At 67.0% G+C, this 13630-nt stretch carries 13 protein-coding genes and 1 tRNA gene; 8 read left to right on the top strand and 6 right to left on the bottom strand.

Translation table 11 applies throughout. From position 1 onward, the window contains the following. Positions 1-131 precede the first annotated feature (131 nt). The 3 genes from BM372_RS07905 to BM372_RS07895 all read left to right on the top strand — a co-directional run bounded on the left by BM372_RS07905 (position 132) and on the right by BM372_RS07895 (position 1593). Positions 132-335, top strand: coding sequence for a dodecin family protein (locus BM372_RS07905; protein WP_090953918.1), 204 nt, complete (start codon positions 132-134; stop codon positions 333-335). Between the two features lie 57 nt (positions 336-392). Then, complete coding sequence (locus BM372_RS07900) at positions 393-920, top strand: SixA phosphatase family protein (protein WP_090953916.1); 528 nt, start codon at positions 393-395, stop codon at positions 918-920. Between the two features lie 136 nt (positions 921-1056). Next, complete coding sequence (locus tag BM372_RS07895) at positions 1057-1593, top strand: hypothetical protein (RefSeq protein ID WP_090953913.1); 537 nt, start codon at positions 1057-1059, stop codon at positions 1591-1593. A 46-nt stretch (positions 1594-1639) separates the two neighbouring features. Here BM372_RS07895 and BM372_RS07890 read toward each other — a convergent pair whose 3' ends face one another. The 5 genes from BM372_RS07890 to BM372_RS07870 all read right to left on the bottom strand — a co-directional run bounded on the left by BM372_RS07890 (position 1640) and on the right by BM372_RS07870 (position 7399). Next, positions 1640-2368, bottom strand: coding sequence for a hypothetical protein (locus BM372_RS07890; protein ID WP_143111447.1), 729 nt, complete (start codon positions 2366-2368; stop codon positions 1640-1642). Between the two features lie 8 nt (positions 2369-2376). Continuing rightward, positions 2377-3039: a TetR/AcrR family transcriptional regulator gene (locus BM372_RS07885; protein ID WP_090953909.1), complete on the bottom strand. Its 663-nt coding sequence runs from the start codon at positions 3037-3039 to the stop codon at positions 2377-2379. After that, entirely contained in the window at positions 3036-5102 is a 2067-nt protein-coding gene (locus tag BM372_RS07880; protein ID WP_090953907.1) for a YhgE/Pip domain-containing protein, read from the bottom strand. Before BM372_RS07880 ends, BM372_RS07885 begins: the two co-directional genes overlap by 4 nt. After that, positions 5099-5797 carry a P-loop NTPase family protein gene (locus tag BM372_RS07875; protein ID WP_090953905.1) on the bottom strand — a complete coding sequence of 233 codons (699 nt, stop codon included), beginning with the start codon at positions 5795-5797 and terminating at the stop codon, positions 5099-5101. The genes BM372_RS07880 and BM372_RS07875 overlap by 4 nt, the downstream gene beginning before the upstream one ends. A 93-nt stretch (positions 5798-5890) precedes the next feature. Continuing rightward, a complete protein-coding gene (locus tag BM372_RS07870; RefSeq protein WP_090953903.1) occupies positions 5891-7399 on the bottom strand; it encodes a dihydrolipoyl dehydrogenase family protein in 1509 nt (502 codons plus the stop codon). A gap of 173 nt (positions 7400-7572) precedes the next feature. On the opposite strand from BM372_RS07870, the gene BM372_RS07865 reads away from it, so the two are divergent. Further along, positions 7573-8301 carry a FadR/GntR family transcriptional regulator gene (locus BM372_RS07865; protein WP_090954533.1) on the top strand — a complete coding sequence of 243 codons (729 nt, stop codon included), beginning with the start codon at positions 7573-7575 and terminating at the stop codon, positions 8299-8301. A gap of 77 nt (positions 8302-8378) precedes the next feature. On the opposite strand, the gene BM372_RS07860 is transcribed toward BM372_RS07865, so the two are convergent. Next, positions 8379-8452, bottom strand: a tRNA-Arg gene (locus BM372_RS07860). A 276-nt stretch (positions 8453-8728) separates the two neighbouring features. On the opposite strand from BM372_RS07860, the gene BM372_RS07855 reads away from it, so the two are divergent. The 4 genes from BM372_RS07855 (at position 8729) to BM372_RS07840 (ending at position 13603) form a co-directional block, all read left to right on the top strand. After that, positions 8729-10555, top strand: a complete 1827-nt coding sequence (locus BM372_RS07855; RefSeq protein WP_090953901.1) for a phosphoenolpyruvate carboxykinase (GTP) — start codon at positions 8729-8731, stop codon at positions 10553-10555. A 249-nt stretch (positions 10556-10804) separates the two neighbouring features. Further along, a complete protein-coding gene (locus BM372_RS07850; RefSeq protein ID WP_090953899.1) occupies positions 10805-12187 on the top strand; it encodes an FAD-binding oxidoreductase in 1383 nt (460 codons plus the stop codon). A gap of 46 nt (positions 12188-12233) precedes the next feature. Continuing rightward, positions 12234-12758: a PadR family transcriptional regulator gene (locus tag BM372_RS07845; RefSeq protein WP_090953897.1), complete on the top strand. Its 525-nt coding sequence runs from the start codon at positions 12234-12236 to the stop codon at positions 12756-12758. Beyond that, positions 12755-13603, top strand: a complete 849-nt coding sequence (locus tag BM372_RS07840) for an alpha/beta fold hydrolase (RefSeq protein WP_218160857.1) — start codon at positions 12755-12757, stop codon at positions 13601-13603. The genes BM372_RS07845 and BM372_RS07840 overlap by 4 nt, the downstream gene beginning before the upstream one ends. Positions 13604-13630 lie beyond the last annotated feature (27 nt).

Below are 13630 nucleotides of genomic sequence, written 5' to 3'. Positions count from 1 at the left end.
CGTCCGTTCCTCGTTGGGGGCGCGGGCGCTTTCGCTGTCCCGTCACGATGTCCCACGGCTGTTGGACTCTGTTGTGTTTAATGGCTCCGGCGTAGGCTTCGGATCGTTGATTCGACTATTGGGAGGGAACCATGTCTGTTGCACGCATAACCACCCTGAGTGCCAACTCCACGACCTCGTTCGACGCCGCCATCAAAGAGGGTATCGACCGGGCCAATAAAACACTGCGCAACGTCACCGGGGCATGGGTCAAGGAGCAGAAGGTGGAGATCAAGGACGGAGCGGTCGTTGCCTGGCACGTCGTGCTGGAAGTGACGTTCGTCTTGGAGGGCTGAGCCGGCCCCGGGGCGGTGCGCGCCCGTGGCTCACGGCTGCCGCACTAGGATTGAGCCATGAGCGCGCATCACATCAAACGCCTCGTGCTCATGCGGCACGCCAAGTCCGATTGGCCAGGCGGCGTCGCCGATCACGAGAGGCCGCTGGATGAACGCGGCCACCGCGACGCCCCCGTAGCCGGGAAGTGGCTGCTCAAACACGGCGTCGTGCCTGATTTCATTCTGTGTTCCAGCGCCCTCCGGACCCGGCAGACCTGTACCTGGGTATGCCATGCCCTGGGCGACAAGGCGCCGACGCCGAAGCTTGAGGACGGCCTGTACGCTGCCTCGGCTTTGCGGATGTTGGCCGTCATCAACCACGTCCCGGACACCGTCAATACGCTGATGGTGATTTCGCATATGCCCGGCGTGCAGGATCTCGCCATGCACCTGGCGTCGCGCGATTCCGACCACGATGCCTACATGGACGCCGCCACCCGGTATCCGACCAGCGGGCTGACCGTGCTGGAAACGGACAAGTCCTGGGCCGAACTGGATGGGCAGGACGCTCGGCTGACCCGTTTCAAGGTCCCGCGCGGCAAGTGACACCCCGGGCGAGGGTTGGAGCCCGGCGAATCCATAGTCAGCCGCGGCGTTCTGCGGTTTACTGTTGCTGTGACTGATGTGATTTTCGAGTCGTATTGAGACAGAGAATTCAACCCGCAGAAAAAGGTGGAGCAACGTGGATTCAGGGCAGCTCATTGGAATTATTGTCGGCATCGTCGTGGTGCTCGCGATCGTAGCGGTGGCGATCGTGATCAGCCGCAAGCGCAAGGTCGCAGCGGACCGGGACCGGGCTGCCGAACTGCGCGAAAAAGCCAAGGCGGACGAGTTCGGCGCGCGGGAGCGGGAGGCCAAGGCGGCCCGTGCGGAGGCCGACGCACAGCAGGCAGAACTCGACGCCGAGCGTCTGCGGCAGGAAGCCCGCGGACGCCAGGAAGAGGCGGACAAAGTCCGTACTAACGTTCAAGAACAAATGCGCAAGGCCGACGAAGTTGACCCGGACGTGGTCACGTCCAAACGGAAAGACGCTGCTGGGGACACTCAAAACCGCGGGAACGTGCAGCCCGGGCAGGTCACCGATGACCGGACGTCAGCCGACCGGGTTCGCGACGACAATGTCCCCGGTAACCAGAGCAACGAGGATGTTCCCCGCAAAGACACCGTGCAAGGCAGCACGGAGACGAACCCCCGGGATGACAGGCCGCGTAACCTCTGAACCCAAACCCTGCCGGTCCGGAATCCGGACCGGCCTCCCGGCGCCATTAGCGGCGGGTGGCGGCCCGGGTGGGTGCTTTCACGGCGGACGGCTTGACGGGTGGCTTCGGCGCGGGTGGCCGGGCCGGTGACTTTGCCGCAGGCGAGTTGGCGGAAGCCCCCTTCGGCGGCGGTTGGACGGATGCTTTGGCGGCTGGCCGGGCAGCCGTCCGGGGAGCCGTTTGGGGTGCCGCCGGGCGCGCGGCCGTTCCCCGCGCAGCCGGACGCGCAGTTGCACGCACGGTCGAACGCGACGCAGACGGCCGCGGACTTGCAGGCCTCGCCCCCGAGTCCCGCGGCGACGCCGGACGGCGTCCTGAAGCATTGCCGGGGGAGCGGCGGCCGCGGCTCTTGCCGGGCAGGACGGTGCCGGCGAACAGCATCAGCAAGGTGAAGGTTCCGGCGGCCGCAGCCAGGTAAAAGTACATATCCGGGTGCGCGGAATCGACGCGCGTGGACAGGGCATTGGGATCGGGGTTGAAAGCCAGGCCCCACTGGCGCAGGAAGGCGATTCCGAAGGCGATGAAGAGGATGCTGCCCACCCCGCTTGCGGCCAGCGTCTTGTGCCGGCGCCGGACCACGACCTCAGCCACGCAAGCCACGTAGGCCGCGGCGGAAGCGCCAACGAACCACAGGAGGACGGCCTCGTGCAGGGTGATTCCCGTCAGGACCAGGAGCCCCAGGGCGCCGAGGAACGCCCAGATGGCGATCTTGCCGCTGATTCCCATGTGACGCATGGGACTAATCATGCCTGAGGGGACGGCTGCTTCATGACGTAGCCGCGCATGGAGGCCATAATTGCCGCCACGCTCTGCTCCCTGGTCCGCTCGGGGTTGTAGGTCTGGCGGTCCAGGCCCACCACGAAACAGGCCCCAAAAATCGCCGTTTCAAGGCTGCCCCGGGAAATGGTGGGATCGACGGGGTAGACTCCGGCGACGCCGTCGATGGCTGTACCGATCACCGCCAGCAGGCGGCCACGGAGTTCGGCAAAGGTGTCCTGCCATTCGCTGGGGGTCCGCCAGTTTTCACTGACCCACAGCCGGGCGAATGAGGGATACTCCGCCATGAAGTCCATGGCCTGGCCGATCATCTCCTCCATCGCGGCCAGCGGATCGGCGGAGTCGTCCCGGACGCTCAGGAGCCGTGCCAGGAGGATGTCGACGCCGTGGCGCAGCAACTGGGCAATCAGGTCCGACTTGCTGCCGAAGTTGTAATACACCGTGCCCTTGGACACCCCGGCGGCCGTCGCGATCTCGTCCACGGTCACCCCCGCCGCGCCGCGCTCTCCGATCAGTTCCATGGACGCCTCGAACAGTTTCTGCTTCGTGGCATTGGTGCGGCCCGGACGGAGCTTCCTCGCCGTGTCCCCGGATTCTTCCGGGCTGTCGCCGCTGTGGCTGGTGGTCATACGGCGATCTCCGGTTTCAGCGTCTTGAGGGTCCAGTATTTGTTCTTGCGGACGGCTGCGGTCGACATCGCCAGCCCCAGCACAGTGTAGCCAACCAGGCCCAGCACCGTGGGCAGGATCGTGGCGAGGTCGGCGCCGTAAATCAGGTGCCGCATGCCGCTGACCACGTAGCCCATGGGCAGGACCTGGTGCACGACGTGCAGCGGCTCGGGCGTGGTCTGCCAGGGGAAGGTGCCCCCGGACGAGACCAGTTGCAGCACCAGCAGGATGAGCACCACGAACTTGCCGGGCGAACCCAGCAGGGCCACGACGCCCTGGATGATGGCGCTGAACGCCATGGCGGCCGCCAGCATGAGGAACCACATCAGCACCGGATGGGCGGGGTTCAGTCCGAGGCCTGCGTCCACCACGAGGGTCAGCAGGCTCGCCTGAACGGCGGAGACCGCAAGGAACGGAAGCCAGCCGCCGACGGCAATTTTCCAGGCCGGGGCGTTGGAGGCCAGCGCGCGCAGGGTGACCGGGCGCATGGCCTGCACCAGCATGAAGATGCCGATCCACAATGCCAGCGTGAGGAAGAACGGTGCCAGCCCGGCGCCGTAGGAACCGGCCTTGGCCTGCGATACATTGCTGACGGCGACGGGGTCTGCCATGACCTTGGAAAGGCTGTTCTTCTGGGCATCGTCAGGGCTGGGGATCTTGCCGGCGCCCTGGGCGAGTTCGCGGGCCAGGGTTCGTGCGCCGTCGGAGGCCGTTGCCGCGCCGCTCTCCAGCTGCGCAGCGCCGTCGTCTAGTTTCTGCGCTCCCTGCACGAGCCTACCGGCACCGTCGACGGCGTCCTGCTGGCCGGCAGCCAGGGCCGCCGAACCGCCGGCAAGCTGGTCAGCACCCGCTGAGGCCTGGCTGACTGCTGCGCTGAGGCCGGGTGCGGTGCCGGCCAGTTGTGCGGCGCCGGCGCTGACGGCGGCCGAACCGTCGGCCAGCTTCTGCACCTGCGCGGCCGCGGCCTGCAGCTTGGACGCGGCAGCGGATGGGGCTGACGCGGGCGGCGCGGCGGTGGCGTCGACGTCGGCCACTACAGCTTCCGCCTGCTCCTGGCTGAGGACTCCGCCGGCGACCAGCCGGCCGGTGGATGCCACCACCCGGCTCCGCTGGGCCTGCGCGGCCGCTTGCTGTGCGGACTGTTCCGCGGCGGCGAGCTGTCCGGGGATGGCCTGCACCTGGGCGTTGAGCGCGGCGTTGCCGGCGGCCACCTGGGCGGCGCCATCAGCCAGCTGCCGCGCGCTCGCCGGCAGGGCCGCCGTCTTGTCCTTGAGCTGGGCTAGACCTCGGCTGAGCTGCCCGGCGCCGTCGTTCAGGGAATTGGCGCCGTCCCGGAGCTTGACCTCGCCGTCGTACAGTCCGGCGGCGCCGGTCCTGAGCTCGCCGGTGCCCTGGTGGAGGGTCGCTGTACCGTCGTGGAGCCGGGCGACGCCGTCGGCCAGCTGCCCCGCGCCGTCGGAGGCCTTGAGCATCTGTGTGTGGATGGTGCCGAATCCGGTGAGGAGCCGGTTGGCCGTCTCCTCGCCCACCTCCTTGGCCACTGTCGCGTGCACGGCAGTGGTGAGCTTGTCCACGATTGTGCCGAGGAGGTAGTTGTTGGCGTCGTTGGTGGTCACGTTGAGCATGGCCTGGTTGGCGGCGTCGAAGCTGCCGGGGGAGGCCAGGTTCGCGGAGAAGTCCTCCGGGATCTTCAGGGCGAACGCGTACGTGCCGTCGCTGACGCCCTGGTCCGCTTCCGCCGCGCTGGTGACCGTCTTCCAATTGAAGACGTGGCCGTCCACAAGGTTCTCGGCCACCTTCCGGCCGGCCTCCAGCCGGGTGCCGTCGGCGGACGTAGCACCGGAGTCCCGGACCACCAGGGCGGCATCGATCTGGTTGAGCCTGCCGTACGGGTCCCAGTTGGCGTACAGGTACACGGCGCCGTAGAGCAGCGGGACGAGTGCCAGGGCCAGGACGGTCAGCTTGGGCAGCAGGCCGCCGGTCATGCGTTTGAGCTCGGAGCGGGCCAGCCGCAGCACAGTCACTTTGCGTCCTCGGTTTCAGGTAGCAGGGTTTCAGGTAGCAGGGTTTCAGCGGGGAGGGGTTGTTCGGCCGGCGGGATGGCATTGCCGATCATTGCGGCAGGCCCCGACCAGCCGTCCGGAAGGCGCGTTACGGTGGCGACGACGGCGAGCGGCCGCCCGGTGTCGTGCGCCAAATACTCCAGCCACGGCAGCCAGTCGGCGGCATCGCCGCTGTGCCGGTCGGGGGAGTCCACCACGAGCAGGCCCGTGTCCGGATCGGTGAGGGCGAGGGCGGTGAGGAGCTCGATCCGCCGGCGGGCCGGCAGCTGCTCCGTCCACAGCCCGGCGACGTCTTCGAAGTCGTTGAGCTTCAACCAGGGTGTGCTGCGCAGGGCACCGCGGTGGCGGCGGGGAACCAGGGCCAGATCCTCCGTGACGAGGTCGCGGACGCTCAAGTGCTGTTCCGGCTCATTGACGCCGGGGGCGTCGACCACGCTGGCCGCTTTCCGGAGCACCTTGATCCGTGGGCTCCCATCCCAGCCGATGCTTCCCGAGGAGGGCTTCATGCGCCCGCTCAGGGTCAGGGCCAGCGCGGTTCGCTGGTCCTGGCGGGAACCTGCAACGACCAAGAGTTCACCCCGCGCGGCCTGCAGCGAAGTTGGCGGCAGCAGGTCATCGCGCCGACCGATGACGGAGAGCTGTTGTACGCAGAGCAAGGCAGGCCTTTCGCAGAATCAATGTCTGCGTCAAGGCTAACTAAACTGACTGGTCAGTTCAAATAGACGCGGGGCGAAGCTGGTGCCGGTGGTTCACAGGCCGTATTCCTCCAGCAGCCGGAGCCAGACCTCGCTGATGGTCGGATAGGAGGGCACAGCGTGCCACAGGCGGTCCAGCGGCACTTCCCCCACGACGGCAATGGTGGCGGAGTGCAGGAGTTCTGCAACATCGGGGCCGGCAAAGGTGGCGCCCAGCAGCACTTTGCGGTCTTCATCGATGACCAGTTGCGCCCATCCGTCGTAGTGCTCCGCGTGCAGGGAGGAGCCAGCCACCGCTATGGGAAGCTCCACGGTGGAGGCCCGGAATCCGTCCTTCTCCGCCTGCGCCAGGGTTCTGCCGACGTTCGTCAGTTCCGGGTCGGTGAAGACCACGTTCGGAACCGCGTGGTCATAGGCGGTTTGGGCGAAGGCGGTCCACGGTGCCGGCTCGCCGGTGAGCTCCCCCTTGGCCCGGGCGGCAATGGCGTCGCCGGTGGCCCGGGCGCCGTATTTGCCTTGGTGGGTCAGCATGACCCGTCCGGCGGCGTCCCCTGCCGCGTAAAGCCAGGGGGACGTCTCGTTCTCTGCCGCCTGGTGGACTAGTCCAGTGGAGTCGGTGCTGATCCGCAAGTGCTTTCCCTCGGGCGCCGCGAGCCCGACGCTGTCCAGGCCTAGCCCGTCGAGGGCCGGGTGTCTGCCGGTGGCGACGAGCAGTTTGTCCACAGTCAGGGTCGTCTCCGCGGCAGGGCCTGATCCCGGGCCGGTTCCCTCCGGCCCGCCCGCGGCGCCACCGTCGAGCAGCACCGTGAGCGAACCGTCGTCGTTCTTGCTGATGCTTCGCGTACCGGTGTTCAGGCGGAGTTCGACGCCGTCGGCGCGCAGGCCCGCCGCCACGAGTTCGGCGGCCTGCTCCGGGAACATACCGAGGAGGCCATGGCGGGCCACGAGCGTCACGGATGCGCCAAGGCGGGCGTAGGCCTGTGCCAGTTCGACGCCCGCCACTCCGCCGCCGAGCACCGCGAGCCGTGCCGGAACTTCGCGGGCGGACGTCGCCTCCCGGGTGGTCCAGTATTGGATGTCTTCAAGCCCCTCGACGGGCGGCCGGGTGGGGGTGGAACCCGTGGCGAGCACCACGGCGTGCCGGGCCGTGAGGGCGTAACGGTTGCCGTCCCGCCCGGCCACCTCCACGCGCCGCGGAGCGGTGATCCGGCCGCGGCCCCGGATCAGCTCTATCCCGGTGTCCTCCACCCACTTGATTTGGCTGTCGTCCTTCCAGTTCGAGGTGAAATGGTCGCGGCGCTTGAGCACGGCCGCCACATTCAGGGTGCGGGTGACAGCTTCCTTGGCCCCGGGAACGGTCTGTGCGCCATGCAGTGCAGTGCCCGGCCGCAAGAGCGCCTTCGAGGGCATGCAGGCCCAGTAGGAACACTCGCCGCCGACCAGTTCCGCCTCGACCAGGACTGCCGTCAGGCCGCCGCGGACCACCCGGTCCGCCACGTTCTCGCCCACGGCCCCCGCGCCAATGACAATGACATCGATTTCCCGTTCCAGCTGTGCCGTCATGCCAACAGCCTACGCCGGGGTCATGGCAGGATCTGGGCGGTCGGCATCGGAGTCCCGGCACCGTTTACGCCGGATCCTTCGCGAAATCTGCCGCGCGCTCTTTGCAGGACCAGCGGCCATGGCTACTGTTGGGACAATAGTTGGGGGAGGAGTCGGCCATGGCCGCAGGCAATATGACAGCAAGCAAGATGACACCGGTGGCGAGGTTCAGTGCGCAGGCCCGGCTGCGGGCGCTACAGACGGACATTCTGGAGCTGATCCTGGAGCGCGATCTAATGCCCGGGGACCCGTTGCCCACGGAAAGTGAGCTCACTGCAGCGCTGGGCGTGGGACGCAACACGCTGCGGGAGTCGCTGAAGGCGCTCCAGGCGGTGGGCGTCATTGAGATCCGGCACGGCTTTGGCATGTTCGTGGCGGAAAGCAATTTCGAGGCCCTGACCGACGGGCTCATGTTCCGCGCCCGGTTGTCCCTGCGGCACCACGGGGAGGAAGCCATGCAGCTCGTGGATGTGCGGCAGGCGCTCGAATCCGGTCTCATCGGCGCTGCCATGGACAAAATCACGCCCGAGCAGCTGGCCGCGGTGGAGGAATCTTTGCAGCGGATAGAAACGGCGGCCGCAGCCGGGGAGCCCTTCATCGAAGCCGACGCCGAGTTCCACCGCAGGCTCTTCGAGCCCCTGAACAACGCGCTGTTGATCAGCCTGATGGACGTCTTCTGGAAGGTCTACCGCCGGATCCACCTCGAAGTCGGCGGCCCGTACGACGTCAACCTCGGGGACTTCGCGACGCTGCACAGGGAGATCTACGAGGCCGTCGCCTCGGCGGACAAGGCCCGCGCCGCCGAGCGGCTCAGCTGGCATTTCGACGAGATCCGCAACATCATCGCCCAGACAACGTCCTGACCTGGGGGAGTCATGGCCCTGCGGTCGTTAAAACAAAAGATCCGTCCCGGCGTACCGGGACGGATCTTCTTTATCTGTGCGCCCAAAGGGATTCGAACCCCTGACCTTCTGTTCCGTAGACAGACGCTCTATCCAGCTGAGCTATGGGCGCATTCTCGGCTCTGGAGAACTTCTCGCTCCCCGAACCTCGAATTACTTTACGCGAGCCCGGGCCCAGTTACAAATCGAGCAGGGTGTAATCTGGCCGACTAGACCGGTCTACGTGACCTTAGTCACAAAACGTCCGTGCTGGCACCCGGCGTTTCCTTGATTTTCCGCGGTTTTTGATTTGGACAGCTCCAGTCATCCCACGTCCGGCCCCGAATTTCGACCAGCGCCGAGCCCTAGCATTTAGGACACACCACTGAACCCGAAGAAGGGAACTGTAATGGGAGATCTGGCCCGACTGCCGTTGCTTGAAAAAGCACCCACCACACATGCCGGCCTGCTGGCCTGGGTCGAAGAGGTGGCTGAACTGACTCAGCCGGACCGGATCTACTGGGTTGATGGTTCGGAAGAGGAGCGGAAGCGGCTCACTGATGAACTCGTTGCCGCAGGCACCCTGACCCGGCTGAACGAGGACTTGTTCCCCAACTCCTTCGCCGCATTCTCCGATCCCGCTGACGTGGCCCGCGTCGAAGAGCAGACCTTCATCTGCTCGGAGAAGGAACACGATGCAGGCTTCACCAACAACTGGATGGCCCCGGCGCAGATGAAGGAAAAGCTGCGCGGCCTGTTCGCCGGCTCCATGCGCGGCCGCACCATGTATGTCATCCCCTTCGTGATGGGCCACCTCGACGCCGAGGATCCCAAGTTCGGCGTCGAGATCACCGACAGTGCCTACGTTGTCGCCTCCATGCGCATCATGGCCACCATCGGTACCAAGGTCCTGGACAAGATCACCGCCACCAACGCCTTCTTCGTTCCGGCATTGCACTCCGTGGGCGCGCCGCTGGAGCCCGGCCAGGCCGACGTCGCCTGGCCCTGCAACCCGGACAAGTGGATTGTGCACTTCCCGGAGGAGCGCTCCATCTGGTCGTTCGGCTCCGGCTACGGCGGCAACGCCCTGTTGGGCAAGAAATGTTTCGCCCTGCGCATCGCCTCCGTGATGGCCCACGACGAGGGCTGGCTTGCCGAGCACATGCTCATCCTGAAGCTGACGTCCCCGGAGCAGAAGACGTACTACGTCTCGGCTGCCTTCCCGTCCGCCTGCGGCAAGACCAACCTGGCGCTGCTCGATCCCACCATCGAGGGCTGGAAGGTCGAGACACTGGGTGACGACATCACCTGGATGCGGTTCGGCAAGGAAGGCGAGCTCCGTGCCGTCAACCCCGAGGCCGGACTCTTCGGCGTGGCGCCGGGCACCGGCTGGGGCACCAACCCCAACGCGATGCGCGCTATCGCCAAGGGCAACAGCATCTTCACCAACGTGGCGCTGACCGACGACGGCGGTGTGTGGTGGGAGGGCATGACCGAGGAAGTGCCCGCGCACCTGACCGACTGGCAAGGCAACTCCTGGACCCCGGACTCGGACAAGCCCGCTGCCCACCCGAACTCCCGCTTCTGCACGCCGATCGACCAGATCGACATGCTGGCCGAGGAGTACTACAACCCGGACGGAGTGGAGCTGTCCGCCATCCTGTTCGGCGGGCGCCGCAAGACCACCATCCCCCTGGTCACCGAGGCGCGCAGCTGGACCAACGGCATCTTCATGGGCTCGACCCTGTCCTCTGAGACCACGGCCGCGGCGGCCGGCGCTGTCGGCGTGGTCCGCCGCGATCCGATGGCCATGCTGCCCTTCATCGGCTACGACGCCGGCGATTACCTGAACCACTGGGTTAACCTCTCTGCCAAGGCCAACCCCGAGCGTTTGCCCAAGATCTTCCTGGTCAACTGGTTCCGCCGCAATTCCCAGGGCGGCTTCGCCTGGCCCGGATTCGGTGACAACTCGCGTGTCCTGAAGTGGGCCATCGAACGCCTCGAGGGCAAGGCTGACGCGGTGGAGACCCCCATCGGGTTCGTCCCCACCGCTGACGCGATCGACCTCAAGGGCCTGGACATGACCCCCGCCCAGGTTGAAGAAGCGGTTCGGGTTGACCCGGCCGAGTGGGCCGCCGAGCTGGCCTCCATCGAGGAATGGTTCGCCAACTTCGGCAGCTCGCTGCCCGAGGCGCTGCAGGCTGAGCTGCAGACCCTGAAGGCCCGGCTCAGCTAATCCACCCGCAGAGTACGACGGCGGCGCCGCACCCTTGGAAGGTGCGGCGCCGCCGTCGTACGTTTCAGGCAGTCTCGCTTTAGGCCGGCGGGACTTTGGTCCCTAGGCCGCACCACCCCTGATCCCTAGGCTAGTCCGCATTCAACAGCCGGGCCCGTCCGCCGACTGGAGAGGGTGCTGGGGCATTCCAGGTGCCTGCAGCCGTGCCCCCGACCTGTCCGCTGAAAAGCGGGAGTTCAGGAGTTCATCATGCTGGTCAACGACGACGTCCATGTCCTGTCCGCGGCCGTCAGCGGCATCGTGGCGGTGCCGGACAGCCCCGGCTTCACCGAGGAAACGTTCGCGTTCAACGTAGCCACGGTCCACCGCCCGGACGTTGTCCTCGGTGCAGCAGACGCGCAGGACGTCGTCGCCGGCGTGAAGTGGGCGGCCGAACACCGTCTTCCGGTGTCCGTGCAGTCCACCGGTCACGGCGCAAATTCCGCGGTTGACGGCGGCCTGCTCATCACCACGCGCCGGCTGCAGGAGCTGCAGATCGATCCAATCGCGCGGACCGCCAGAGTGGGAGCCGGCGTGAAGTGGCGCAGCGTCCTGGAGGCGAGTGTCCCGCACGGGCTGATCGGACTGCACGGCTCAAGCACCGACGTCGGCGTGGTCGGATACACGCTCGGCGGCGGACTCCCCGTGCTGGGCCGCGCTCACGGGTTCGCGGCAGACCACGTGCGCGGCATGGAAGTGGTCACCGCTGACGGCGTGCTGCGCCGGATCGACGCCGACACCGAAGCCGACCTATTCGCGCTGATGTGCGGAGGTAAGGGCAATTTCGGGATCGTCACCGCGCTCGAGTTCAATCTCTTCCCGTTGGCCGATTTCTACGGTGGCGGGATCATCTATCCCGGGGCGGATGCGGTTGGCGTCCTGGCGGCGTTTCGGGAGTGGCTGCCGACGCTTCCTGACGAAGCGTCCCCGTCGATCTCCCTGCTGCGTCTTCCGGATATGGAATTCGTTCCCCCGCCGCTCCGGGACCAGTTCGTGGTGCATCTGCGCTTCGCATTTCCCGGGAACCGCGAGGAAGGCGACGCGCTTCTTGCCCCGATGCGCGCGGTCTCGACTCCTATGATGGACACCGCCGGCCCCATGGACTACCTGGACGTCGATCAGGTCCACATGGATCCGGTGGATCCGCTCCCGTACACGGAGGGCGGGGTGCTCCTGAAAGACCTCGGGGAAGAGGCGGTGGCGGATCTGCTCAAGCTCGCCGGCGAAGGCTCGGGCTGCCCGCTGGTCATGGTCGAAATCCGTCCGCTCGGCGGCGCCTTGGCCACGGGCCGGGCCCTGCCGGACGCCGTGTCCGGACGGGACGCCGCGTTCCTGCTGTTCCTGGTGGGGCTCGACACGCCGCCCGTGGCCGAGGCGTCCATCGCGTCAATCCGGGCCATCCTTACGGCGATGGTCCCGTACTCGACTGGATATACGCTGGTCAATTTCCATGGCGCGCCGGGGGATGAGGCGGATCGGGCCAGGGCATGGTCACCCGCCGTCTACGAGCGGATGCGCGCGGCGAAGGCCAGTTACGATCCCGGCAACCTCCTGCGCTTTGGCCACGCAATCACCGGGGTGCCGTCACAATGAGGCGCCTAGTAGACATGGCGACTAGTAGACATGTCATACTCGGCTCATGATCCTTGCGCGTCTCATCCTGGGCCTGCTCAGCTTGGCCCCCATGACCGGTTACGAACTTAAAAAGCATTTCGATGCCACCATCAGCCACTTCTGGAATGCGGACAAGGCCCAGATCTACCGCACCCTGGCCTCGCTGGTCCGGGACGGCTTCGCCGCCGTCGAGACGGTCGAGCAGGCCGGGTACCCGGCCCGGCAGGTGCACCGCATCACCGACGCCGGGCGCGCTGAACTCGCCGACTGGCTGAGGTCGGAGCCGCAGCCGGACACCGAACGCAATGCCTTCCTGGGCCGGGTGTTCTTTGCCTCCCAGCTCAAGGACGCCGACGCCAGGAGGCTCTTGGCCGCGCGCAGGGACGCGGCGACGCAATACCTGTCGGAGCTGCAGGAACAGCTGGCGGGCCGGGGCGCGGCGTCGGTTGGGGACCCGCGGTATTTTCAGCTGGCCACGCTTCGCAACGGCATCCGCCACGTCCAGGCCGAGCTCGAGTGGCTGCAGGAAATCGAAGGAGAGCTCCAGTGAACCAGCGCCCCGAAGCCTTTGCCGATGCTCTGGTGCCGGACAGCTATCCGGAAATCCATCCGCGTGCCGGCCGGCCGGAGACCCGGGAGGAATCCGCAACGGCGGGCAGCGGCACCGGCACGGTGGTGTTCCTGCACGGCGGGAACGTTGCCAACTGGATGTGGGAATCACAGGTCCGCGCCCTGCCCGACTTCCAGGTCCTCACTCCCAACCTCCCCGGCTTCGGCACGCGCACGGACGAGCAGTGGGATTCCCTTGAGGCGACGGCCGACGACGTTGCAGCCTTTGTCGCCGAGCATGCCGAGGCGGGACCGGTCCACCTGGTGGGCCTTTCGCTGGGTGCCGTGGTGGCGCTGCAGGTTGTGGCTCGCCACCCGGAACTTGCCTCTTCGCTGCTGGTCAGCGGCGCCGTCGTGTCCAGGGTTGGCGGGCTGCCCCGGGCGCTGTCCGCACTGCAGCTCGCAGGTTGGGAGCGGGAATGGTTCTGGAGGGCGCAGGCCCGGGCATTCCGGCTGCCGGCGGATTCGGTAGAGCTGTATGTGCGGCACGGCCTGTCGGTCCAGCGCGGCAACGCCCAGCGGATGTTGGCCCAGGTGTATGCCGGTTCCCTGCCTGCGGGCCTCGGGCGGTACGGCGGCCGCGTTCTGGCTGTTGCCGGCCAGAAGGAGCCGGGTGTGGTGGCGAAGTCCTTCGCAGTGCTGCGCGGGCAGCTTCCGGCGGCCCACCTTCGGCTGGCGCCGGGGATGCACCACGTGTGGAACGTCGAGGACGAAAGCCTCTTCAACGCAATGGTGCGCCAGTGGGTTTCCGGCTCGGTGCACCCGGGTCTGATCAACCCGGCCTGAACGACCCCGGCTTGACGACCGGGCGTA

Origin of the sequence: Arthrobacter sp. ov118 (genome assembly GCF_900116495.1) — a bacterium.
Classification (GTDB): Bacteria; Actinomycetota; Actinomycetes; order Actinomycetales; family Micrococcaceae; genus Arthrobacter.
This window is presented reverse-complemented; position numbering and strand designations above follow the sequence as displayed.